Source organism: Bariatricus sp. SGI.154 (assembly GCF_050313795.1).
In the GTDB taxonomy this organism is placed as follows: Bacteria; Bacillota; Clostridia; order Lachnospirales; family Lachnospiraceae; genus CAMBRQ01.
Window position 1 is genome coordinate 65,817 of the sequence record NZ_JBNPMC010000010.1, and the last position, 26,364, is coordinate 92,180.

At 40.7% G+C, this 26,364-nt stretch carries 18 protein-coding genes; 2 read left to right on the forward strand and 16 right to left on the reverse strand.

Annotation, left to right across the window (positions count from 1 at the left end; all coding sequences use genetic code 11):
- Positions 1–50 precede the first annotated feature (50 nt).
- The 6 genes from ACQRBN_RS06875 to ACQRBN_RS06900 all read right to left on the reverse strand — a co-directional run bounded on the left by ACQRBN_RS06875 (position 51) and on the right by ACQRBN_RS06900 (position 6,124).
- Complete coding sequence (locus ACQRBN_RS06875; protein WP_427738253.1) at positions 51–1,043, reverse strand: carbohydrate kinase family protein; 993 nt, start codon at positions 1,041–1,043, stop codon at positions 51–53.
- Between the two features lie 20 nt (positions 1,044–1,063).
- The gene (locus ACQRBN_RS06880; protein WP_427738254.1) at positions 1,064–3,085 is read right to left on the reverse strand and encodes a DUF6449 domain-containing protein; all 2,022 of its coding nucleotides are present in this window, start codon (positions 3,083–3,085) and stop codon (positions 1,064–1,066) included.
- Positions 3,060–4,016: an ABC transporter ATP-binding protein gene (locus ACQRBN_RS06885; RefSeq protein WP_427738255.1), complete on the reverse strand. Its 957-nt coding sequence runs from the start codon at positions 4,014–4,016 to the stop codon at positions 3,060–3,062. The genes ACQRBN_RS06880 and ACQRBN_RS06885 overlap by 26 nt, the downstream gene beginning before the upstream one ends.
- A 4-nt stretch (positions 4,017–4,020) precedes the next feature.
- On the reverse strand, positions 4,021–4,701 hold the full coding sequence (locus ACQRBN_RS06890) for a D-lyxose/D-mannose family sugar isomerase (protein ID WP_427738256.1): 681 nt from the start codon (positions 4,699–4,701) through the stop codon (positions 4,021–4,023).
- 384 nt (positions 4,702–5,085) lie between these two features.
- Positions 5,086–5,904, reverse strand: a complete 819-nt coding sequence (locus ACQRBN_RS06895) for a DUF7687 domain-containing protein (protein WP_427738257.1) — start codon at positions 5,902–5,904, stop codon at positions 5,086–5,088.
- Entirely contained in the window at positions 5,891–6,124 is a 234-nt protein-coding gene (locus tag ACQRBN_RS06900) for a helix-turn-helix domain-containing protein (RefSeq protein ID WP_427738258.1), read from the reverse strand. The genes ACQRBN_RS06895 and ACQRBN_RS06900 overlap by 14 nt, the downstream gene beginning before the upstream one ends.
- A gap of 87 nt (positions 6,125–6,211) precedes the next feature.
- Here ACQRBN_RS06900 and ACQRBN_RS06905 point away from each other — a divergent pair, with 87 nt between their 5' ends.
- Complete coding sequence (locus tag ACQRBN_RS06905) at positions 6,212–7,075, forward strand: DNA adenine methylase (RefSeq protein ID WP_427738259.1); 864 nt, start codon at positions 6,212–6,214, stop codon at positions 7,073–7,075.
- A 69-nt stretch (positions 7,076–7,144) separates the two neighbouring features.
- On the opposite strand, the gene ACQRBN_RS06910 is transcribed toward ACQRBN_RS06905, so the two are convergent.
- The 9 genes from ACQRBN_RS06910 to ACQRBN_RS06950 all read right to left on the reverse strand — a co-directional run bounded on the left by ACQRBN_RS06910 (position 7,145) and on the right by ACQRBN_RS06950 (position 22,410).
- Positions 7,145–7,942: a TRM11 family SAM-dependent methyltransferase gene (locus ACQRBN_RS06910; protein ID WP_427738260.1), complete on the reverse strand. Its 798-nt coding sequence runs from the start codon at positions 7,940–7,942 to the stop codon at positions 7,145–7,147.
- Positions 7,943–8,820: 878 nt separating this feature from the next.
- Positions 8,821–10,014, reverse strand: a complete 1,194-nt coding sequence (tuf, locus tag ACQRBN_RS06915) for an elongation factor Tu (protein ID WP_427738261.1) — start codon at positions 10,012–10,014, stop codon at positions 8,821–8,823.
- Between the two features lie 117 nt (positions 10,015–10,131).
- Positions 10,132–12,249 carry an elongation factor G gene (gene fusA, locus ACQRBN_RS06920; protein WP_427738262.1) on the reverse strand — a complete coding sequence of 706 codons (2,118 nt, stop codon included), beginning with the start codon at positions 12,247–12,249 and terminating at the stop codon, positions 10,132–10,134.
- A 12-nt stretch (positions 12,250–12,261) separates the two neighbouring features.
- Positions 12,262–12,732, reverse strand: coding sequence for a 30S ribosomal protein S7 (gene rpsG / locus ACQRBN_RS06925; RefSeq protein WP_427738263.1), 471 nt, complete (start codon positions 12,730–12,732; stop codon positions 12,262–12,264).
- A 246-nt stretch (positions 12,733–12,978) separates the two neighbouring features.
- Positions 12,979–13,401: a 30S ribosomal protein S12 gene (gene rpsL / locus ACQRBN_RS06930; protein ID WP_159755614.1), complete on the reverse strand. Its 423-nt coding sequence runs from the start codon at positions 13,399–13,401 to the stop codon at positions 12,979–12,981.
- 148 nt (positions 13,402–13,549) lie between these two features.
- Positions 13,550–14,134, reverse strand: coding sequence for a VanZ family protein (locus ACQRBN_RS06935; RefSeq protein ID WP_427738264.1), 585 nt, complete (start codon positions 14,132–14,134; stop codon positions 13,550–13,552).
- 424 nt (positions 14,135–14,558) lie between these two features.
- Positions 14,559–15,659 (reverse strand): hypothetical protein, encoded by a 1,101-nt coding sequence (locus ACQRBN_RS06940; RefSeq protein ID WP_427738265.1) that lies wholly within the window; start codon positions 15,657–15,659, stop codon positions 14,559–14,561.
- A gap of 5 nt (positions 15,660–15,664) precedes the next feature.
- A complete protein-coding gene (locus tag ACQRBN_RS06945) occupies positions 15,665–16,168 on the reverse strand; it encodes a hypothetical protein (protein WP_427738266.1) in 504 nt (167 codons plus the stop codon).
- The gene (locus tag ACQRBN_RS06950) at positions 16,165–22,410 is read right to left on the reverse strand and encodes a hypothetical protein (RefSeq protein WP_427738267.1); all 6,246 of its coding nucleotides are present in this window, start codon (positions 22,408–22,410) and stop codon (positions 16,165–16,167) included. Before ACQRBN_RS06950 ends, ACQRBN_RS06945 begins: the two co-directional genes overlap by 4 nt.
- 421 nt (positions 22,411–22,831) lie before the next feature.
- Between ACQRBN_RS06950 and ACQRBN_RS06955 the strand changes: the two genes are divergently transcribed.
- Positions 22,832–25,345, forward strand: coding sequence for an AAA family ATPase (locus tag ACQRBN_RS06955; protein WP_427738268.1), 2,514 nt, complete (start codon positions 22,832–22,834; stop codon positions 25,343–25,345).
- A 276-nt stretch (positions 25,346–25,621) separates the two neighbouring features.
- Here the strand turns inward: ACQRBN_RS06955 and ACQRBN_RS06960 are convergent, their stop codons facing one another.
- A complete protein-coding gene (locus tag ACQRBN_RS06960; protein ID WP_427738269.1) occupies positions 25,622–26,185 on the reverse strand; it encodes an HD domain-containing protein in 564 nt (187 codons plus the stop codon).
- Positions 26,186–26,364: the final 179 nt, after the last annotated feature.

Genomic DNA, 26,364 nt, shown 5'->3' on the forward strand with positions numbered 1-26,364 from the left:
ATCCAGCTCCTTTCTTCCGAATCTGCATACTGACTATATCCGACTTCCAATCATATCCATTCGGAAGCGCCCATGACCTGCACTGCCTTACTGCCGCACAGGTTCGCATACTCCGCGCACTCTCGGATGCCCTTTCCCTCCGAAAGCGCATAGAGGAATCCTGCCACAAAACTATCCCCTGCCCCTGTCGTATCGACACACTTGACATCAGGGACTGCCGGAACCCACATTCTAATATTCTCCCGAATATTTCGCACATAACAGCCTTGTTTTCCACACTTAATCACAACGTTGCTCACGCCTGTGCTGCATAATACTTCGGCAGCCTGTTCCACGGTATCTGTCTGGGTAAGAATCATTGCTTCTTCATCATTTGGCAGCAGGTAATCCACATACCGAAGCGCAGGAGCCATCTCTTCTGCCGTCTCCTGACTCTTACATTTGGTCATATCTGCGCAAAGAATCTTATTCTCCCGTTTTACCTGGGCAAATATGGCCTCAAGTTCTTCCGTTTTCAGTTGTGGGAATACGAATATACTGGCAAAACAGACAATACCTGCACTCTTAGGAAATGGCATACGGATATCCTTAAGACCAAGGCTTCGCAGGCTTCCTTTGGGGTTCGTCAGGAAATTCCTCCTGCCATCTTCCTGCACCAGCACCACGTTAATTCCAGTCACCAGCCCCTCCTTCACGCAATCTTCTGAAACCTTTATTCCATTCTCCCGGCAATGCTCCATAAGATAACGTCCGGCTTTATCATCCCCAATCACGGTTTCCAACCGAACCTTTTTCCCCATTCGCGACAGTATAGTTGCCTCATTCAGCGCATCCGCTCCGGGCGACATACGAATATCCTCCGCCGCACAGGAACCCGTCTGAAACACTTCTTCACTTACAGGCCGGACCAGCACATCGATAATCGCCGCTCCGATAATTACAAACTCTGCATCTAACATCTCCACATCCAACATCTCCACATCCAACATCTCCACATCCAACATCTCCACATCCAACATCTCCCCCTGTTTTTCACCGCTCATACACTCTGCTTCCCATACATTCACTTTCTGCTATAACATTTTATCACGGTCGTCGAACTCGTATCTTCCTCTTCAATCTCAACCTCTGCCTGAATCGAGGTATCTGCCGGACACAGAACCGGCTGAATCGCAAGTTCTTCTGGCACCAACGTCTCTGCCCACTTGGCAATCTCATCTGCCTCATCATAGAATCGGACCAAAGCACCTCCTACATGTCCTGCCGGCACGGATGTAGTTGTCTGAATTTTTATGGAAATAATCCGATAATCTCTCAGCGTCCGACCCACATCAATCCCATGCTCTATAAGGAATTCATTCGTTTCCACAAAAAACGAATAGACCACAGCTTCCTCATGGATTCCTTCTGCTTCCGAATCTATCCTCACGTTCCCAATCGGAAGATTCCCCTTAAGGTCTGCCATCTTCATCTTAGACACATCCCGCTGATACGCCTTAAGGAATTCACATTTATCCGGTCCGGATAATTTCAATACCGTATCCGTTACCCCATCCGTCCAGGTAATCCTCTCTTTTGATAACGTTTCATTCTCTATAAACGGATACGCCTTCTCTTTGTATTCCGCCGTCTCATACACATGAGAAAATGCATCCAACGCATCCAAATCTACTGCATATCTACGATAATGCCTGCTTCCATCCTTCATATGGTAACAGACCACAGCCGTCTCCACTCCGTTTCCGATCCCATTGTCTTCTCTTTCTACTATCTCTGCCAGCCATTCCATCCCCGCCGTCATGCCATCCCTCTTCAGCAAGTACCGTTTCAGACGCTCTTCCGTGACATAGTTATCCACAGTATGATTCTGATTCATGGAAGACCTCCTATACTGGTCCTCCTCCATATCCAGTCCGTTTACGCTGATTGCCACACCATCAAGGTCAGCGCTCTCCGGAAGAAAATAATCAAAGTAATGCCTGTACCCAAGAAACGCCAACGCAATCATACATACTGCCATCCCCTCAAACGCCATCTGCTTCCTCCTGCGTGATGCCAGATTCCTAACCTTCACATCCCCGCAAGATATCCTTACCAGCCATTCTACACACAGATGAACGAACATCGTTCCGATCATTCCGGCTCCACATAAGAAAATGCCCACAACTGCCATACCGCGTCCGATAATATCCAGCATATCCATAAGCATTTTTCCAAAGAACAGACCCGCCAGTACAGATACAAAACCTTCGAAGATCCGTTCCACCGCGCTGGAGACGAATACTCTTCCCGTCATCTCAGTCCTTCTGCCGCGATGCGCTATCACTGCCAGCACCATCAGCAATATCACCCAGATAATCGCCGCGCCGATCTGCCCGGTTTCCGGCAGATAATCCAGCACCTCTTTTTTCTCAAACAAATGTGTTCCTGCCAGTTTTCCCGTCAATTTCCCCGGTGTCAGCACGTTTTGCATTTCTTCCAATACCGGTATTCGGTAATAACTTTGGAAAATTGATCTTGCGAAGCCTTGTAAAACATTCTGTATCAACACCTGAAAATAGAAGATCAGCACCATCACCACAACAATTGCCGCTACCACCTTGCCTGACACTACAACAGCAAGTATGCTCAAATGATAAAACAGCAAAAATATCAGCAGAAACATTCCGATACTGCGAACAAAATAGGTCCACGCATACAGGGCAAATCCTTGATCCCGGCTGGCTTCAAACAAAGTGCAGACAATCTGCGTCAGTATAAAAGGAATGACGAACAGTAATATCCCATGCATATACCGACTCCAGAATATCGTGCTTTTTTTCACCGGAAGACTATAGTAAAAGTCCTGCTTTTTTCCCTGAAAAAGATAGGAGAATTCCGTAAACGCCAGCCCGATTCCTAATCCGGCGCACAGATAATACAGTTCCCCGCTGCCAATTCCAAAGAAAACATACTCTGTATCATAAGAAAGCGCCATTATCTTTAATACGAAATAAGCAAAGAATCCTCCCCACGAAAGGATTGCCGCAATATGTCCTCGCCCAGCTTCTCTGATCCAATTATTGTAAAGCCTTCTGGATGTCATAATCAGCCGCCTCCATTTCCGCAATGAATATTTCCTCCAGACTCATCGGAACTTCCTTATAAAATACAGGGCTTCTCTGGCGGAGTACTTCTGAGATATCGTTTTCTTCACCTCTTGCAATAATCGTAACAAAGCATCCTTCTTCCCGGTATTTTACAATGTCCAGATGCCTTCTAAGTTCCGCTTCTCTCGTCTGCATTGCCTCTTCGCCCTGCACGACAGATTGCTGATCCGCACATACTTCCCGGTCAATATCAAATACACACTGAAACTTATGGATATCGCTGCCTTTCTCCCGCATATCCCCAGAAAGCAGCACCCCACCTCGATGCAAGATCCCTATCTCCTCACAGAAATCTTCCAGATCCTGTAACTTATGTGCTGCAACTACAACTGTCAATTCCCGTTCCTTCATTTCCTTGCGAAAAAGATTCTTCATCGTTTCGGTCACAACGGGATCCAGCCCATCGAACACCTCATCACACAACAGATACTCTGTATTGGCACACAGTGCCATAATCAGAAACGCCTGTCGCTTCATTCCTTTGGAAAATGTCCGTATCGGGCGTCTGACATCCAGCCCCAACTTATCAGCCATATAATTCACGCCTTCTTTGTCCATAGCAGGATACTGTCTGCCGTAGAACTCCGTCATCTGTGCCATGGTCGCCCCTGGGAAATAGTAGGGATCATCCGGAAGGTAGAAGAACTTTGCTTTGGTCTTGGGATCGTCATAACTTGTCGCTCCGTCTATTCGAATCTCTCCCTCGTCACATTCCAGAATTCCTGCAATTACTCTAAGAAGCGTACTTTTTCCTGCTCCATTCGTACCAAGCAGACCGAAGACTTTGCCCCTGGGGATAAAGAGGGTAATACTGTTCAGCGCTTTCGTATGTTCAAAGCATTTCGTTACTTGCAGTATTTCAATCATCTTGCTACGCCTCTGGATATTCATTGCAAAGCAGCCGATAGGCTTTCTCGTCTTCCTCAATCGCCGGGAAACGTCCCATCTTTTCATAGAAGCAGTTGTCATTCTCATCATCATTACACATAGAGATTTCCCCCAGCAGAATTGCTCCGCCTGTCTCTGGCACTGTGAACTCATGATACGTATATGGCATCAATGTGATACTCTCTCCCGGCGTCAGAATCACTGTGGCACCTGCCGATACCGTCTCCGTCTTTCCATCTGTATAGATCGTTACATCCGTATCCAGCATACTGCCATCTTTTTCTCCATTGTAAACCGTAATGTGCAGGTCATTGCCTCCCCGGTTGATGATATCCTCCATCTTGTTCCAGTGGAAATGCATCGGAGCAACCTGACCAGGATATAACATCAAGAGTTTCTCAGCGTAAGGCTTCGGATATTTTTCCGGCATCTTCTGATTACCATTGCGGATTGTGAATAATGCCAGACCTATTTTTTCGAACTGTCCAAGGCCATAATCTGTGATATCCCATCCTAACTGGTTCTCCCTGATCTCGTCATATTCATGACCTATGCTCTGCCAGTCTTCTGCTGTCCAGTCTGCGAAAGGAGGCAGTTCAAAACCATGTTCTTTTCTTAGGTTATCCATATCTTTGATTACTTCATTAATTCTAGATCTTTTCATATTCATCGTCTCCTTTTACGAATTTAGAAGTGCTAATAGTAGCATTCTGTTTTATCTCTGTCTTAAGGACAATTATAACGATAATATAGTATGATTGCAAATTTCTTTTCTAGATATTGATATCTACATATCAAAAAACCGGAAGACTAAAATCTCCCGGCAGTTTATGCATTATTATGCTGTCAAATCAAGATTACTCTGTAATTGTAGCAACTCACTCTTTTACCGCCTTCACGATATCAGACCTGCGTATTACGGTGTCTAAATGGGCGGTATTTCGTGAGTTGAAATACAGATATTTCACGGATTCCACATATTTTCTCGTTCAAATACGCCGATACAATTAGTTGGTCTTTTAAAATATCCATATTACATACCCAACTTCTATTTCGTCTGCTCCATATCTTCAAATTCCTTAAGAACCTCTTTCCATCTTGTAAGCACTTCTTTTCCTACAATCAATTCATCAATAAGCCCCATATTGAGTGTATCGATGAACCGACAAAGATACGATTTGCCTTGCTCCCAAAATGTATAATGGCTATCAATAAACATTACATGGTATACCTGCTGACCAGTTCTGTCATATATTTCATTAAATTCATATCCATCAAGTTCTGCTTCATAAACTGCATCGGCTACCCTACTTCCAAATGATTTCGAATAGTAATATTCTTTTATTTCCCACACAATCTTAGGATTATAAATAGATGGATAAGCTCCATCAAACCTTCGCGAAGATGCTCCTATAATTTTTCGATTATTCAACAAATACACAAGTCCTCTCGGATCAGGATTAAACTCTTCATCTCCACCTAGAACCTCTTCAGCAAGCATTGTAATAATTGCAGTAAAATAATTTACTTTTTTGATTTCTTTTCTCTGTTTATTCATAATCAGTTTGCATTTGTACTTTCCGCTGTTACGCATTTCCTCAAAAATTTGTTTTGCTTCTTCCACATCCATTAAATTTTTTTCAATAATATTATTTAACAGTTTAGCACGCATATCACAATATAAAACAGCTTTATTGACTCTATCGGGCGAAACCTCTATTCTTTCTTTTTCACAAAGTTTCTCTATCTGTTCTACTGTATAAGTAAGGACAACTCCCTTCTTTGAATATCCCAGTTTTTCACTGATAAATCGAATAAAAAACCAAAATGACTTATCCTCTCTTTTAAATTCCTTAAATGCCTTCATACTGTTCCACCTCAACAAATATTTCCGATTTTTTCACTTGCAATGCATGAGCAATTTTATCAATATTTTCTAAAGACACATTACGTTTGCCAAGCTCTATGTCACTTATATATGTCCTATGTAAACCACAAATATCAGCTAATTCCTCTTGTGAAATTTTCTTATTTTGTCTTATTGACCTTACCGCTTTACCATAAGCAACACGTATTTCTTCCTTCATAGCTTGACACCTCCAGATGATTACATTATAATAACACTGTAGACTTTGAGTCTACAGACTATGAGTTACATGTGAGGATTGAAGAAAATGGCAAAAGTACCAGCATTGTTAAAATGGATAGGCAATAAACAACGTTTTGCCGAAACCATCATTTCATATATGCCACAACAATTTAATAATTATTATGAACCTTTTTTAGGCAGTGGTGCTGTTATGGCCCAATTATTATATCAAAGCAACACAACTGGAGTTCCGAAATTTAATCATTCTTACGCTAGTGATATATTACCTTTTTTGATTGATATTTTTAACATAGTTAAAAATGATCCAAATCAAATCAAAGATTATTACGATAAAGAAATAGCCGAATACTATTTAAATCCAACCAACAAATATAATGAAATTCGAGATAGATTTAACAATAATCATAATGCTCTCGATTTCTGTTTATTATCAAGAACTTGTTACTCAGGCATAATCCGTTTTAGAAAAGCTGATGGCTATATGTCTACTCCTAAAGGTCCACACAGACCTATAAATCCTGAAACCTTTTCTAAACGAGTAGATCTTTGGCACGATCTTATAACGAGATCTACTTTTACAACTATGTCATTTGATCAATGTATGGATAATGCACAGCCTAGAGACGTAATCTATTGCGACCCTCCATATACCCACAGTCAAAGCATTATCTATGGTGCCCAAACGTTTAACATCGAGAACTTATTTAAAAAAATTGCAGAGTGTAAGGCTAAAGGTGCCTATGTAATGTTATCTATTAACGGAACAAGAGAATCCAGCAAAAAAGACATCTCAATCACTCCACCCCTAGGATTATTCGAACGTGAAATTTCTATTAATTGTGGAACATCTATGATCGATCGCCTACAAAATGCTGGTGAAACCATGAAAGACGAAGTTGTACACGACAAATTATTACTTACATGGTAGTCTGTTGCCTTATATCCGGAGATACCTCTAATTATTGCGGTATCTCCTTCTTTTTAACCATCCCTACTATCACTGTATACTCTTACATCTCTTCATTACATTTACCTTTTCTAATATAAAAATATATTCGTGAGCCAACATTAGAAATGTTTTGTCTATTTCCCTCCAGTATTTTGTACCTTGACAATTATGTTGTTCTTTTATGATAATTTCTTTAAGTTTAAATCCTGCGTCAATAAATTTCTGCATAGCATTCATTCCCAAGGGTAAAACATATCCCCTCCTTCGTATATCCCCAATCATAAATGCACATATGCCACTTTTCTTTAGTACACGAAAAGATTCTGCAGCAACCTTTTCCAACGACTCCAAAAAATCCTCGTATCTTAGATGTGAAATATCACCTTCTATATTTTCGCTATATCGTATGATATCTGCATATGGTGGATGTGTACACACTAAATCTATGCTCTTATCTTTAATAAATGATAAATCGTTTGCGTTACCCAGTTTTGTGAAAATTTTTGATGTTTCTCGACAAGTAAAATTAAGATTTGTGTCAGATAATTTGACGGCATCAGAATTGATATCAATACCAATAGCATTTCTTCCTAATAATTTTGCTTCAATTAATGTTGTTCCGCTGCCTAAGAATTGATCTAATATCCAATCATTCTTTTTCGAATATCTTAGAATGATGTTTCTTGGAATATACGGTGACCAATTTCCCCGATATTTTCCTGAATGTGTTGCCCAGTTTCCTCGTTCTGGAAAAGACCATATCGTTGAGTCTTCTAATTTAAATTTTTCAGGTGATTCTCTTATAAAAATCTCCCCTTTCTTTTTCAGATTATTATACTTCTGCAATTCCTCTTTTGTCTAGAGAAATCCTCATTAAGCATCAGAAATTTAAACAAGCGATAATACACTCCGCTTCAAATTCTTTTATGTAAAGTCTCCATCCATCTCAATCAGAAATGCCCTCACAATCTCTTTGTTATTTGGATATATCCCTTTACAAATCATCTTTGCATTTTTCCACAATGACAATATTATTATTACAACTGAATTGTTGCCATTTTCTTCACCAATTCTTCATTTAACTGTTTCAGAATAAAATAGGCTTTTCTGCGTTTCATTCTCATTTTGTTAGTATGTATTTGCAAATTTTATTTTCGATAGTACACCAGGCTTTTTTCGAAACTTATAAAATCATTAAGAAGTGGTGCCAGTTTAAAAATGTCTATGAAAAAGAGCGAGGATTCTGAAAAGTTATTAAAGACTGCGAATATCTATTACAATATGGATATACATATTCCTCTCAAAGAGGCTTAAAAAAAGAATTAAAATAGATTCTGTTGAATATACAGATGCATATCTTCAGATGAAACTTGAAATGAAACGACTTATTGTAACTGAAATCGGCAAAGAAACATATTTGGAATCTTGTCATTTATATTGGACTGAACCAATAAGAAAAAGATTCTAAAAACACACTTTGGAATCGAGTGGAAAAGTTCAGCGGAATTAAATCCTATGTTTTTTTCGATTAAATACATTCAATCTTTTCGCATAATCTAATAATAATCACAAATTTTGTTATTGAATTATTATCACAGACAGCCGACAGGAATAAATTCCCATCGGCTTTTTCTTTGTATTCACTATTTTTTCTGTTTTTAAAAATTCCCAGAAACTCTGGTTTCTGGGAATAAATTCATTTAATTGCAATAACTAATCAAAGATTACTCGATGATTGTAGCAACTCTTCCTGATCCAACTGTTCTACCACCTTCACGGATAGCGAAACGAAGTCCCTGCTCCATAGCAACTGGGTGAATCAGTTCGATAGTCATCTCTACGTTATCTCCAGGCATACACATCTCTACGCCTTCTGGCAGATTACAAACACCTGTAACGTCTGTTGTTCTGAAGTAGAACTGTGGACGATAGTTGTTGAAGAATGGAGTATGACGTCCACCTTCATCTTTTGTCAGAACGTAAACCTGAGCTGTAAATTTCTTGTGGCATGTTACAGAACCTGGTTTAACAAGAACCTGTCCTCTTTCGATCTCTGTTCTCTGAACACCACGAAGAAGAGCACCGATGTTATCACCAGCCTGAGCCTCATCAAGAAGCTTACGGAACATCTCAACACCTGTTACAACAGTCTTTCTTGTCTCCTCGTGAATACCAACGATCTCAACTTCGTCAGATACATGAAGAACACCACGCTCTACTCTACCAGTAGCAACTGTTCCACGACCTGTGATAGAGAATACGTCCTCTACAGGCATCAGGAATGGCTGATCTGTTGCACGCTGTGGATCTGGAATGTAGCTATCTACTGCATCCATGAGTTCCATGATCTTGTCTCCCCACTCTCCTGATGGATCTTCAAGAGCCTTAAGAGCAGATCCCTGGATAATCGGAGTATCATCTCCTGGGAACTCATACTCATCTAACAGTTCACGGATTTCCATTTCTACTAATTCAAGAAGTTCTTCATCGTCAACCATATCACATTTGTTCATGAATACAACGATGTAAGGAACACCTACTTGACGAGAAAGCAGGATGTGCTCTCTTGTCTGAGCCATAACACCATCAGTAGCAGCTACTACAAGGATAGCACCATCCATCTGAGCAGCACCTGTGATCATGTTCTTAACGTAGTCAGCATGTCCTGGGCAGTCAACGTGTGCATAATGACGAGCCTCTGTCTCATACTCAACGTGAGCTGTAGAAATTGTGATACCACGCTCTCTCTCTTCTGGAGCCTTATCGATGTTCTCGAAATCTACTGCAGCGTTACCAGCAACTCTTTCTGCAAGAGTCTTGGTGATAGCAGCTGTTAAAGTTGTTTTACCGTGGTCAACGTGACCGATTGTACCGATATTACAATGTGGTTTTGTTCTTTCAAATTTAGCCTTTGCCATTTTGAATATCCTCCTTATTATAGCGCCTTTATAGGCATGTTATTATATTTACGTTTACTCGGCTAACTCTGATTATATTTCAAATCATGCAGTTTTTCAAGCCTTTTTACTATTTAATTAAGCATTTTTATTCGATAATACTTTTTCCTGTACAGATTTCGGTACTGGCTCATATTTCTCGAAGAACATTGAGTAGTTACCACGTCCCTGCGTTCTGGAACGAAGATCTGTAGAGTATCCGAACATCTCTGACAATGGAACATATCCACGAACGATCTTTCCACCGCCAAGGTCATCCATACCTTCGATACGTCCACGGCGTGAGTTGATATCACCGATAACATCACCCATGTACTCTTCCGGCATGGTTACTTCAACCTTCATAATAGGCTCAAGAAGTACCGGAGCGGCTTTCTTCATAGCATCCTTGAATGCTAATGATCCAGCGATGTGGAATGCCATTTCACTTGAATCGACTTCGTGGTAAGAACCATCGTATACGTTAGCCTTAACACCAACAACCGGGAATCCGCCAAGGATACCAGACTGCATAGCCTCTTCAATACCTTCACCAATCTTCGGAATGTATTCCTTCGGAATCGCTCCACCAACTACGGTAGACTCGAACTGGAATGTCTCCTCACCATTGATGTCCATTGGCTCAAACTTAACTTTACAGTGTCCGTACTGTCCACGTCCACCAGACTGCTTAGCGTACTTGCTGTCAACATCAACAGCCTTGGTAAATGCTTCTTTGTAAGCAACCTGAGGCGCGCCTACATTAGCTTCTACCTTGAACTCACGAAGAAGTCTGTCTACGATAATCTCCAGATGGAGTTCTCCCATTCCGGCGATGATTGTCTGTCCAGTCTCCTGATCAGTATGAGCACGGAATGTCGGGTCTTCTTCCGCAAGTTTTGCAAGAGACTCACCAAGTTTGCCCTGGGAAGCCTTCGTCTTAGGCTCGATAGCAAGTTCGATAACCGGCTCTGGGAATTCCATGGATTCCAGGATTACCGGATGCTGCTCGTCACAGATTGTATCACCAGTTGTAGTGAACTTGAATCCGATTGCTGCAGCGATATCGCCTGAATATACTTTGCTAAGTTCTTCTCTCTTGTTGGCGTGCATCTGAAGGATACGTCCAACACGTTCTTTCTTGCCTTTTGTTGCATTCAGTACATAAGAACCGGAGTTCATTGTACCAGAATATACTCTGAAGTATGCCAGTTTACCAACAAATGGGTCTGTCATAATCTTGAATGCCAGGGCTGAGAATGGTTCTTCATCAGAAGAGTGTCTTACAACATCATTACCGTCCGCATCAACGCCCTGGATCGGCGGGATGTCTGTTGGTGCAGGCATGTAATCAATAACTGCATCCAAAAGTTTCTGTACACCCTTGTTTCTGTAAGCAGAACCGCAGCATACAGGAACTGCCAAACATTCGCAAGTAGCTTTTCTTAAAACTCTCTTCATATCTTCAACGGATGGCTCATTGCCTTCCAGATATTCCATCATCAGATCATCATCCAGGTCGCAGATCTTCTCAACCAGTTCTGAACGGTAGAGTTCTGCATCCTCCTGCATGTCTTCCGGAACATCTATGATAGAAATATCATCGCCCTTATCATCATTGTAGATATAAGCCTTCATCTCCATCAAGTCAATGATTCCCTTGAATTCATCTTCCTTACCGATTGGCAATTGAAGACAGATTGCATTCTTACCAAGTCTTGTCTTAATCTGCTCTACGGCATTATAGAAATCTGCACCTAATATGTCCATCTTGTTGATGAATGCCATTCTTGGTACGTTGTATGTGTCAGCCTGACGCCATACATTCTCTGACTGCGGCTCAACACCACCCTTAGCACAGAATACGCCTACAGCTCCATCAAGTACACGAAGCGAACGCTCAACCTCTACGGTAAAGTCAACGTGTCCCGGAGTATCAATAATATTAATACGATGCTCTAACGCACCCTGTTTTGGCTTGCAGTTTTCTTCAAGGGTCCAGTGACATGTTGTAGCTGCAGAAGTAATCGTGATACCTCTTTCCTGCTCCTGCTCCATCCAGTCCATGGTAGCAGTACCTTCATGAGTATCACCAATCTTATAGTTTACACCGGTATAGTAAAGAATACGTTCTGTAAGCGTAGTCTTACCAGCATCAATATGAGCCATAATACCGATATTTCTGGTTCTCTCTAATGGATATTCTCTTCCAGCCATTATTGCTGCCTCCTAGAATCTATAGTGAGCAAATGCTTTATTTGCTTCAGCCATCTTGTGCATGTCTTCTTTCTTCTTCACTGATGCGCCTGTGTTGTTTGCTGCATCAAGAATCTCATTAGCCAATCTTTCTTCCATTGTCTTCTCTCCTCTTTTACGAGAATACAATGTCAGCCAGCGAAGTGCCAAAGCCTGTCTTCTGTCGGCTCTTACTTCGATTGGTACCTGGTATGTTGCTCCACCGATACGTCTTGCCTTTACCTCAAGTACTGGCATGATGTTGTTCATTGCCTCTTCAAATACTTCGATCGCCGGCTTATCGGATTTTGCCGCAACTCTGTCAAATGCTCCGTATACAATCTTCTGCGCTACGCCTTTCTTACCATCAAGCATGATGTTGTTGATAAGCTTCGTAACCACTTTGTTATTGTATAATGGATCCGCTAATACGTCTCTTTTTTGAGTATGTCCTTTACGTGGCACGGTCCTTCCCTCCTTAAACATTATTGTGCAATTCTTGTTACACTGATTAATTCATCGGTACTCACATGTGTCTCTCTAATGATAATGTGTAGTGCTGGACATAGTATCTATATCCTTGCAACTTACTTAATCATAGTTCTGTTTGTGACTACATTCTTACTAAATGGAAGTTCTTCTTCACTTCGTTCAGAAGAACAAAATAATCTCTAAGTTCACGCGGCGCTTGCGCTTGCATTCACTAAGAAATTACTTTTTAGCATCTTTTGGTCTCTTAGCACCGTATTTGGAACGTGCCTGTCTTCTCTTAGCAACACCTGCTGTATCAAGTGTACCTCTAACGATATGATATCTTGTACCTGGAAGGTCTTTTACTCTTCCTCCACGGATAAGAACAACGCTATGCTCCTGAAGGTTGTGGCCTTCTCCTGGGATGTAACTTGTTACTTCGATACCGTTAGACAGACGAACTCTGGCAATCTTTCTAAGTGCTGAGTTAGGCTTCTTAGGTGTAGCAGTCTTAACTGCTGTACATACACCTCTCTTCTGCGGAGCAGATGCGTCAGTACTTCTCTTTCTTAAAGAGTTATACCCTTTCTGAAGCGCTGGAGCTGTAGACTTCTTTACAGATGTCTGGCGTCCTTTCTTTACTAACTGGTTAAATGTTGGCATTCTCTTTCACCTCCTACGATTATAATAAGTTGCTTATTCATCTTGCATGAATATTGGTTTCGCGCATCAAAAATACTGCGTTTTCCAATACACGCTAAATTAGTGTATTACGAAATATTGGCGTTGTCAAGGGGTTTTACTTGTTTTTTTACGCGATTTCACCTGATTTTGACCGTTTTCCGGCATATAGCATTAGAAGAATATATGCAAAAAGGATTCCCATCATAAGTCCCAGGCTGTCGATCATTACATCCGTTATCCTGCCGGCTCTTCCAGGGACAAAGAGTTGGTGGAATTCGTCACTTGCGGCATAGGCGACACCTGTGATGACAGAGTAGTATATTGATTTTCTGATATTTATACTGATATTCATACTGTTCTTCCGGCAACTCTTCTTATTATAATCACCCTTATCATAACTGCCCTTCTTATACCGCTTCTTATCCCCCTTCCTGCTATCCTTATTATAACTTTGAAACGCAGGCATTAAGAGAGTTCCAAGAACTGCGTATTCTGAGGCATGGGCACATTTGCGCACCGGGTAATCGATACGCTCGATGAACGCTTCCTGCCTGGCATCAGACCAATCACTGAATTCAGGGATAAAGACATCTGCTATCACACAACCTACGGATAGGCTTAACTCACTTGAATCGTCTGCCGGGGCAGCGGAAAACATGAAGATAAGCGCCATCCATAAGACAGGCAGTACAGTAAAGATTATCTTTTTCATTTGGTTCCTCCAAAAATATCTGTAATATGTATTCATTCTATTTTTATCATCCTGCCATGTACAAATAATTCAATACGGCAAATAGTATATCCCGTCTTTTGCTTTCTTGCAAGACTCTTCTCAAGTCTCTTCTGCAGACGTATATTATTCCGTTTCTTCTATATTATATCCGTATATATACGCTTTACCTCGCAGTAGTATTGTACATCTTCCCAATCGTCTGCGCTTCTCTTGCAGACAACTCCCGGAAAAGTATAGTATATTGGAAGGGAAAAGGCAAGACTGGGAGGATTGGAATCGTTCGACATATATTGACAAAAGTCCCAGACGCCCTTGTTACAACAGATAAAATGGCAAGGAAACAAAGCAGATTTACTCTGCTATTTATCCTTGCCATTAATCAGCCATACTCAGCATATCTCTTTTAATAAATATATGGTATGTCGGATTTTTTAAGAATAATGCCACTCGTCGTAAAGAAATGCTCCCCTACTAATTTTCGATATTTTTCTGCAGAAGATTCATGCCCATTCACACGTTTTTCAATGCCCTTTTTAACTGCCAGCCTCACTTTCTCTACCCATAGTTGTTTCCAATATTCATCCATCTCTTTTCTGGGATCATCCCCGAGCGCTTTCCATCTTTCAGCAAAGCCATTCAGACTTTTATCTTTATTCAACTCGTTCCAAATCTCTATGAATTCATTGCCACCACTCATAAAATACACTTCAATCTGCTCCTTCCACTGACCTTGCGTGAGCAATTTGTTCGACTTTACTTTTGCATGATTCAAGAAAAACCTTACGCTCTGTAGTACCACGTCCTGATTGAACCCCGGTCCCACCATAATAGAAGTGATCGGCCATCCTCCTACGCATTCCACACTTATATATGGCTTCAAGACATGCTTATCCGATCGATAATCAATCTTAGGCGTGCATCCCATCGATGCATTGTCAAAAGCAATTCTGTACTCATTCTCCTGAACAAAATCAAACTGCTTTATGTATGCACTAATCTTCTCTCCCATCTCTTTAAGATACTTTTCAGACATCTTAGAAGAATCAAACCGCTTCCACACTTCATCTATCTCTCCGGGATTCCCCCACCTGCTTTCTACATATTGAATTTTCTCCGGACGCGCTTTTATACGTATCTCCTGATTCTCATCATCCTTAACCATGAACTCCACATCCTCGTTTTCCGTAAAGTCCATCTCTATGCTGACACCAGATTCCTTGGCATAAGTAGTCCACTGGCTAAGCAGATCATTATTCTCACAAAAGGAGATGGAGAAATACGTAAGTTCCTTTTCCCGGCTTGCATACTCTTCTATATACTCTTCCGAAAATATATCATCTACATTGATCCCATTTTCCTGCAGTGTCTTTTTCACAGTTCTCAGCCCATGCACATATTCCCGCGCATCGTTCATATATCCCAGATTCGTAGCAAACAGATTCCCTCCGGTTAATATCTTGCTCATCGTATCCGTCGATGTGTAATAGTACATTTTCTGCCCCATATATATTACCCGACCTTCTGAACGAATTCCTTATTATCCATGAAACGCAACATATGCCGACCTTCCTCAAGTTCTGTCTCTATAACCATATCTCCAAAGATCCGATCTATACTATCCTTAATATCCGCTCCCGCATTCGTGTAAAACCAGATCCGCTTATCATTAATCTTCTGCAATGCATAACCGACATTAACACGATATTTGAACACAAAACTTTCATCAGACAGCAGATAAGTATCAAAAATGAACAGATTATCAGGATCACTGTACAAATTATCCATTACATAATCAAAACTAATGACATTTACCCACTCCACATCTATACCTTTGTTGCAAATGCTCCGAACTCCTTCTAGTTCTTTTACTTCCTCAGCGTTCAGAGTATCTTCATAAAACAGCATTTTATCTATCTTTATATCCCTTTTTTCTTTTTCTTTCCATTCTATTAACTGGTCTATAAATTCCTCTGCCACTTTCAGATTATCTTCTAATAATATCACTTTTTTCATAATGGACTCCTTTCACCCTCTCCTTGTTCATATTTCCTGCTAAGAACAGGTATCTCACACGAAAAGAATTTCTCCTTATCATGTTCGACCATATCAATCTTAATCTGATATTCATCCTCAAACAACTTCATAATTTTTCTTTTTACTGTCTCAATCTCTGCTTCACTGTTCCCAGCCTCTTGAAGAAACTTCCGTGCATATGCCACCTTAACACGCTTCAAATAACAATTCATACTCCATAGAGTAATCCCCTCCTCGCCTCGGATCGGCTCGTGCTCTAATCCACGTCGTATCTTGGGAAGAATTGTCTCATCACACTCTGTCGGATTAGCAATTCGGATGGTATCATGTTCCGTCTTGCTAATATATACCTCTATCTCGCCATCCTTATTCCTCCTACCCCTCTTCTCCTTTCCCGGATTCAAAACAAGCGCAAGCAGAAGTGAAAATAATTCATCTACTGTATCATGTGTTGCAGTCAATATCTCATCATCCGGCACCTTCGCTTCATCAAGGATAGCATTGCCCATGTATACTCTTACTGCAATCTCATTTCTCTTATCATACACTTCTGATTCTACATTTTCAATATAAGTATTGCCTTTCTTTTGATTAATCTCTCTGATCACTCTTTCTTTCCAAAGTGTATTCCACCTGGTTCTCCAACGCACATCTTTGAACTTATCTCCTGATTGGTAGAACTCACGGTTCAGACTCTGCCTATAGATATCACTCACTCTCATATCCGCCAATAGAATCAGCATATCGTCCGATCTGCTCAAGACTTCCGAGGTCTCTATCTTAGGACATTCTGACGGCTGATTAATCTCACTGGCCAATGCCTGGAATTTGTTTCGCCTTCTCTCCAAATCAGTGTGAGATACGCTTTTCCTTCTCTTGTAGAGTTCCAGTTGATTATGTGCCACCGCAAGTTCATGCAGATATCCTGATTTCTTTACATCGAAGATACTATGTTCCAGTTCCCACTTGAACATCATCAGATTCCTGACCCTGTAGATCATAGCCTCATCCCAGTCATATTTTGCACACAAATATGCCGGAAATTTGCTCTCATATCCTAATTTCCATACAAAATACTCCTTACTGAGATAATATCCATATTTCTCAATCTTAAACATAACCTCTGCCTTATTTAAGATTTCCTGCATAGCATCCTCGAGATAAGTCGAATACCCTGTTGAACTCGCCAACATAGTATACTTTCGCTTCACATCTACTATCACCCTGGCATCATTCACATCTTTTCCGAACATCTCGCATTTGTCCAGATATCCTTTGTTAATCAGTTCCGCATAATACTCAGCACTATTTTCGCATTCAATCAGAAACTGCGCATGACAATGATTCAGAATCTCTGATGCCAGATTGACAAACACTCTTAAGTTCTCAAGAGTCTCCACATTACTTCTCCTCGCATTCTCACATAAGCGCTTCATTCCCAGACATCCTGCGATCTCGCAGATACCCTCCGAAGTATACTGACCATTCTGAAACCATCCCATCTCCCCGCAGAATCCCTGGAAATTCTTATACTGATAATCCTCCTGACTGTATTCCTTATTCAATATATCTAGCCCAGCCTCCATCTTTTTCATCAGATCATCCTGCACTCGAAGTTGCTTCTGACAAATCTCAACTCTCATCTTATTATCATCACTCTGCCTAAATATACTTTCCATTCTCCCAGCAGTACATGCACTGTTCTCTGTCAACAGATGCCTCAACTGTTCTCTGCATTCTTCCTTAGACAAGACAATTAGTTCTTCCTTCTTCCGTTCTATCATCTTCTCAAGGCAGAAATTATGATACTCCTCATTCGTTAAACACCCAATATATCCTTCTAATGCATCCGTCTCATGTCTCTGACTGCTTAGTCTTGCATACATCTTATCTATCCCATCCCGGAAATTCCTCGTGTTCTCAAGAATAGCGATTTCCTTAACCTCCGGATTCCACAGAACGCATCTGCCTTCCGGATCTTTTCCATATTCACTCCCCCGGTAGAGCATATGGTCCAGCCAATAACTCTTACTGGTATCAGAACTTGTTCCTGTCAGTCTCTTCACTAAGATAAGATATCTTCGCCAAAAGTCTTCTTTCTCAGATTCTTCAACCCCCTTTTCATCTATAAAATGATAAAAGCATTCCAAACTTCTCCGCCTTATAATGTAATTACTCTTTAGTTCTGTAAGCTGCTTCATAACTGCCATTACAAGATCCCTTTTCTGCTTATCACTCAAAGAATTCAATATATCTTCCCGGATCTTCTCCCATGACTTCTTTACCTCCTTCTTCTTCCATTCACGCTTTTTCTCCATAGAGTCATAGTCTTTGTCTATGATAGAGCAGATGATATTCAGCAGAATATCAAATATTGCCTCTTTTACCGCCTTGTCGAATACCAGAAATGGTCTGGAGATTACTTTCAGATATGAGATGAAATATTCAAAAGCCTCTTCCTTATCCGTACGCATCACCCAATCCTGTTTCAAAAGCCCCAGGAATATCTTTAATGCATTCTCTTTTTGATGATTATATCCTAATTCTCGCAATAATACTTTCACAATATGCGTTGTCAACAATCTTCTAAATGCTCGTTTCTGATATTCGGCATTTTCCTCATCGCCTCGTCTCTCTTCGATTGATTTTAAGCCGAACTTCTCCTTGCCATTCTTCCAATAATCTTCCACAACCTTCGTAGATGCTGTCCTATTCAATAGTTCGGCCTCCTGATACAGATTACATATCACACAGGAATCCCCATAATTACGCAGACTGGATATCTCCAGTTGCAAATAAGTGTAATAATAATCATCCAGACAGTCTCTGTCCACTTCTGATGAAATATACTGACTCTTCGTGTCCTTGGAATTGCGATCCACCAGCACAAAAATACGGTCGAATATCCGAACATGAACATTCTTACAAAACTGGCTCCCCATATCCGTGATAGACTCCATTAAACTTTTGGCCCGAAAGTAAGTTCTGCCTGTAATGATACTGTCATCAACAAAGTGGAACTTGACATATGCCTCATCCTTTCCGCTCAACTGTTGGATATACTGTCGGATGTACGAGAACTTCGTATACGCATTGCTTCTGAATTCCTTATTAAAATCAATCCTTAATATGGAGGCCATTCCCGCGAATATCTTGTCATTTACCATCTCCACAAATCCACAATTGCTAAAATGCATCGGAACCACTAAGATATGATACTCATTCTCAGACACTTTAAAGTTCTTCCGCCACTCTCCCAACGATTCTTGAATCTGCCGCGCAGCAATGGTCACCAGCCTGTCAGTGCGGCAGTAATACAGATAATGCCCGTCATTCCTCTGGTAGTGCCCATACCAGAAGCAATCTTCCAGCACAGCTAATTTCTCTTCTTCTCGCCGTATGATTTCTGATATATTCTTCAAGTTTCTTCCATTAAATCTATCATCTTTTACAATCCCAAATGCCTGATTAGGAATCGTAGATGCCGCATTTGTCTCTACCAACGGTTCTTCAAGCAATGGATTATCCGAAAAACAAAGCGAGCAGGTCATCGGCTCAAAATAATCTATATTGATATCTATATAGTATTGTGGAAGAGGTCGAATCTCTTCTATCTTACACTCCAGTTCGTGATCCCCCACACGCTTCCAGTAATTATTCTCCTTCTCAGTTCCAACAAGAATCAAAGCATAATTCTTAATAACGTCACTCTTCTCAAACTCTTTCTCTTCTTCTTTCAAAAGATTAATCAGACGCTGATGCGTCTTCAATGTCGAATTGATCGGGACTATGACTATATATTTCCTCTTTCTATTCTTCTCGGTCTTCTGCTCCTGCCTGCTATACCGTATCTTATCTGTGTGCGATAGACCTCTTCGCTCCTCTTCCCGCTCTAACACAATATAATCTACATCTATCTTGCGATCCAGCATCCCGATTGCATTCTTCAGTTCCACCAAAAGAGGTTCTGAATATGAAGCATATCCATATAAAGTAATCTTTTGCTCCTTTTTCAGAATATCAAACATATCTCTAAGAATTAAAAACGCAAATCGCGTTCTAAAATACTTCACACCGAGCAGAATCTCCGCCTCAAAGAAATGATTAATATGAATTGTCGAACCCAAACGCATATGAGTATCACATATTTTGCAACCAAACTTCTCCTTCTGTATATCCCCCTTCAGGATACCGTCAACACACTCTTGAAATAAAGTCCTCCCGTTTCTTTGCACCAATACATCTGCCGGAATATAGGATGATGCGAACTCGGTAATATCTTCCTTATAATCCCATGGTCGAATCAGCGTACCACATTCCACACCTTTCATCCGGCTAATATACAGATTCATCCCATCCGTCTTTCTGATATTTCCTGGCACAAAAACAGTTTCACCATAAGAATTAGATATCAATATTATCTGAGAATCGCATCCATCAAACATTGCTTCCAGATTAATATCATACAATTCCTTCATTACTCCCACGAATTGATCAATAAATTCCTGCGTACATCCGTATATTATGACATATAGTTTTTCTTGTAATGCATAAAGAGTTATGATTAACGTCTTTACATATAATTCTGCCAAACGACTTTCCTCTTCTGTTACATCTATAGACAGAACCGCATTCGTTTTTTTCTCCATAAATTTCTTCATTCGCGAAGCCATAGCCTGAATGTACTGTTCTTTTTCACTCTGATATTCAAACGCAATTCCTTGTTTAAACTCTGCAAATGGATATGCCTGCAAGCGAAATAACTCTTCCGGTTTATTGCACAGCCAATTCCCATACTCTTGAGTCATAACTGTATCAAAAATCTGTTGCTGCATGTTCTTCAACGGGAGAAGAATGTAGTATGCAGTTCCCGGCATCACATACTCATCCATCATGTCTTCAGACAGATGATAATGATAACCATCTCCCGCCTCCCACTGATATTGGCGATGACTTTCCGCCTTAAAGTATCCTTCATATTCTGATATTACCCGCTGAAAGATTCGCAGTCCAAAATGTTTGCCTATATTATCCGGATTACAATAGAAGTCTTTCCACGTCTCTTCAAATTCATCATGCTCTCCCAACGAACTGCAGAACAAATTCTCTGGATTCAATCCCCGAAACATCTCCTGATCATCTTCCTTCAGTTGTTCCAAGAAATGTTCTGCTATATTTCCTGACAACGTTTTGCCAGAGTAATCCCGAATAATCAGTTCAAAAAATGGCGTTTCCATATCAGTTATCCCATAATAATCCTTCAGATATTTGCTGTCAGACTCTTCACCAGGTCTATGTATACGCACAGATAATGCTCCCCATCCGGCATCTGAATGAAACAATATATTCTCCAATAACTGATAACATGCATTCGCATACTGATGAATGGTATCAATATACTTCTTTAATTCTCTCTCATCTATACTCTTATGCCAATCTGCCAGATTCTTCATAGAATATGTCAGCAGGATTAAACTCAAAGTATCTACCCGAGTGACAATATCGAATAAATCCTGCCCACGAATCTCACTAAACACTCCTCTATTCGCATAAAATAATTTGACAATTCCTGTCAACTCATGCCATTGCGCCGATTCAGAACTATCATACATCTTATTCAGAAGTATATTCTTCGCGACCCCTTCTCCTAACTGCACAATACATCTTTCTTTCAGCCTGCTTAGATTCTGTCTATTTATCAACAGTAACGGAAAAAAACTAGTTGACAACTGTACGTTATTCTCCTGCATTCTCTTGAGATACTTATCTTCCTTATCCAGATAGAAGATCTTATCTCCCAATTCCATTTCCCTGATAGCCGAGAACAGATACTGCGAAAGTTTATGATAAAAGGCTCTATCTCCCTCTATCACGCAGTATAGCGGTAGTTCCTTATAGAATGACTGTATTAATATGAGATCCTGGTACATAACAATCTCATCCATCAACTGTGCATCAATATAAATTATGAATAGCAAGTCATACTCTGTACGGAAATTCTGAATTGGGCGCTTAATCTCCTTAAACTTTTCTTTTTGATCCAGTACATCATAAATTCTCTTTTTACTTCCCGATTGCTCCGGTTCGATAATTCTAAAATATACTTTTTCTGTTTCTTCCTGACCCAGAGGCTCATGGATATAAAACTTATGCAAGAAATTACTGCATCTTGCAAAATCTTCTTTTTCCCTAATCTTGAATAAATATGTAACCAATGACATCGTGTTTCCCCTTTTGATTGCTATACAGCATTGATAAATAATGTTTGAATCTTGCAGAATTTTTTCAGAAATAAAAAAACGGCAAGAAAACAAAGCAAAACCTTGCTTTTTGCTCCCTTACCATTGATTAACCATAATTATTTTATCATATTTTACTATATATTTCGACATTTTATCCTTATTTTTGTCGTTTATTCAGTCTTTATTCAAGCATTGACATCCTCACCCGGAATCATCGGTCAGGACATACGCATTATCCTCTGCTCCGTTTTCTCAGACAGCCCGCCTTCTCCGTTCCTACACCCGCTTATCAATTTCCCATACACCCCGCTCCCTCCAAAATATGATATAATATAATTGGTTTCTTATTCGTAACGAATATACTTCTATTCCAAACTCATTACTTATGAGGAGGTTGCTTATGCAAGATGTAAACGTCACCCTAAACCAGCACGATGTCACCCTAAACACACAGGACATCAAAGACCTGGCAGTCAATCTTATTGTAACCATTGCAGACAATCCTATATTTTCTTCTACTCTAGGCGCCATCAATCCCCTGGCGAATATTTTTATCAATTATCTAAAAGATAACACTATGGCAGACATTGATGCCGATTTGGACAAAGCAGTCCGTGAGACGCTGCAGAACATGACACACTCTAATCTTCCAGAGACATACCAGCGTATATTACAGGATCTGCGAATCCCTATATTCCATATTTCAGATATCAATACGCTCAGCATACAGGAAAAAGTCCAAAAAACAGGCAGTTATATTACCCAACATGGGACTCCGCAGGATATCTGCCGCCTCTGCCAATCATTCACCGAAGAATTCCAAAAGGTTCTTAAGAAATCCAAATATACGAATCTTCGGAATGCCTTAGAGCATCACACCCTGTCCCAGCGGCTTGCAAGATTAGAAGCATTGCACAGTCCTCAAAACCCCCGGCTGTATAAACAAAACAAAAGCGCCACAACTAAAGTATATGGAAGAGGCCATGAACTGTCAGCAATAGACGATGCCCTTGCGGATAATCATATTCTATTTCTGTCTGGTACCGCAGGAATTGGCAAGACTACGCTCGCCCGATACTACGCCAATGAAAGATATCAGGGCAAGATAATATTTGTATCATTTCAGAAAGATTTTTACAACACAATCTGTAATATACGCCTAATTTCCGAGAAAGCCCCGAAGAATTATGCCGAAAAATACAACACTATCATAGAATTACTGCGAGAAGAGACCGGAAGCATCCTACTCATTGACAATTTCGACGACGATGAACTGATACGCAACAGTCCCAATGCACACGATAACGCGAACCTGTGTTTTACCGAACTGGACAGTCCTGCCTTCCAGGCATTAAAAGAACTCAACATCCCTATTATTATCACAACGAGAATTGATTTTCGCGACAGTACGAAAGTCCATCCTCTCGAAAACTGGAGAGATGTATTCTATCACTATTATACCAGGCAGGACATAGCCGATGAACAGATCGAATCGCTCTGCTCATTGCTTCGCTACAACACGATGGCAATGATACTATATGCATGCCAATTAGAAGAAAATGATACCCTTAATATCGCTGCTCTGATTGAAGAGATCAAGGAACTAAAAACCATAGACAATCAGTTAGAAGTGCTGAATCCGGACAACGAGAACCGGACAATCTTCAGCCATATTGATCATCTCTTCCAAAAGGATTCCATTATAAAAGAAGAGCCTCAATTAAGCGTAATCCGCAATGCCATTCTGCTGCCCTTAGATGGACTTCCTCGTCATGCATTCTGCGAATTGACCGATCTGAATCAGCAACAGATCAATGGACTGCAGCAACTCATCAGACGCAATTGGATTCAGAGCACTTGTAATGATAATCAGCGAAGACTATTTCTACATCCATTAGTCCGAGAAGTATTATATAAGAGATTACAAATAACGATTGAAAACTGCAGAACTTATTGCAATAATCTTGATCAGACATTACGGACAAAACACAACACAGACTGTTATGAAGCCCAACCCTATGCCGAACTGGCATATGAAGCATATAGAATACTGCACAGTAAATACGACCAGAGACTCCTCAACATGATCTATCTTGCATCTGACGTATTCGACAACACGAAAGATTTCGCAAGAAACCTTAAAATAGCGCAAGAATTCACCAGGAATCTGCCGAACTATCCCAAGGCTGCTTCTGCGATGGACGAATTACGCTACATAGAGAAGCAAAGCGGCTATGCCTACACAATTATACTTGCCGCTCCAGACATGGCATATAAAGAACAAGGCTATCTCATGCTGACGGAAGCCAAGAAAAAACTAGATACCCTGCACCTAACCGTCCCAGAAGAATTAGAACAGAAGATAATTATAGAATCCAAGATTCTGGGAAATATGGGCGCATACTATCTCAACAAAGGAAAGACCACCACAGAAAAAAGCGAACAACAGCAACATTTCCATACTGCTCTCGAAAAACATATAGCATCACTGACACTTCGCCAACAAATGCTGCAAGGAATCCTTGTGAACGAGACCCAGGATTCGCTCAAAGCCTTAATTGCTAAAACCTATGAAAATATTGGAACCGATTACTTCTATCTGAACCGCTTAAAAGACTCTGTTGATGTCCACAAAAAGGCACTGGCATTGCGGTTAGAAGTCTACCATAACTCGGGACCGATATCTTTTGACCTGATTATTCATTCCAAGAAACTGATCTGTGGGAATTCTATTAATTATATTGCGAATAATCCGGATCTTTCTGCCGAAGAACGCACCTCCATTCTAAGACCAGTTTGGACCTATTTAGAGAAAGTATTATCCTACTTTAGCGATAAAGGCAAAGAAGATGAAGTGACTGCAGTTAATGAGATGAAAGAACGCCTTGTGGGACTTGAAAAGGACAGGTCTTAATCTATATTAAGAATCGAGCAGGAGGCTAACCATTCGTTGATTAGCCGACCTCTCACACCACTGTGGCGTACGGTCCCGTACACGGCGGTTTCCTAGTTTTCACAAACTACTAAATTCTTCCACTGTTTCCAATAGACCACTCTAATTCTGCGCCTTGCCCATTCATCCACTCCCGGCAGTATATGACAGTGCATATCAATATAGCCGTCTATATCTTCTACACCTCCATGTGCCATTTACCCGCACGAGAACATCTTACAAGTAGAATAATCTAGTCTATAATCCCAGTACGTCTGCAATCGCGCCCATCTCTTCCAGCGCAACATCAATCAGATCATCCAGACTCAATCCTGTGAACTCAATCGCTTCCATATAATCCCGGTTCGCTCCTGCCGCGAATCTCATCTCATTGAACCGCTTCATCACGGACTTATGCTTCACACTTGCAATCTTCTTATCCGGATAAATCTGGGCAACCGCTTTCACGAATCCGCTCATCGGATCAGCTGAAAGAATCGCATACTGGAGTTTCGTCTTCGCCTTTACCCCGCTCTTCGGATTATGTGCGCAGATAGCGTCGAACAGTACCTTGTCCTCGATTCCTTCTTTTTTCAAGATTTCTACAGATGTCGGTCCATGTACACTTAGGTCATGCTGCCAATCACATTGTTCCTCGTCAAGATCATGCAGAAGCCCTACAATCCCCCAGTACTCCACATCGTCTGGCGCAAGGCGCTTGGCGAGTCCTCTCATAATCGCTTCTACCGCATAGGAGTGAGTGATATAATGCTCACCCTTCATATATTTCATTAAGATGTCATGTGCCTGCTCTCTGGTCATCTATCTTCCTCCTCTTATAGCCTCATGTATAGTTTATTGTACCATATAAGTATCAAAATGTGAAGAATATACATTCTTCCTTTACTCCCTTATTGTAACAGTTCAGCCTTTTATAGTCAAAAGGGAGAATTTAAAAAAGTTTTTTACGGTAATTATCCACCAGAAAAGCAGACATTTCA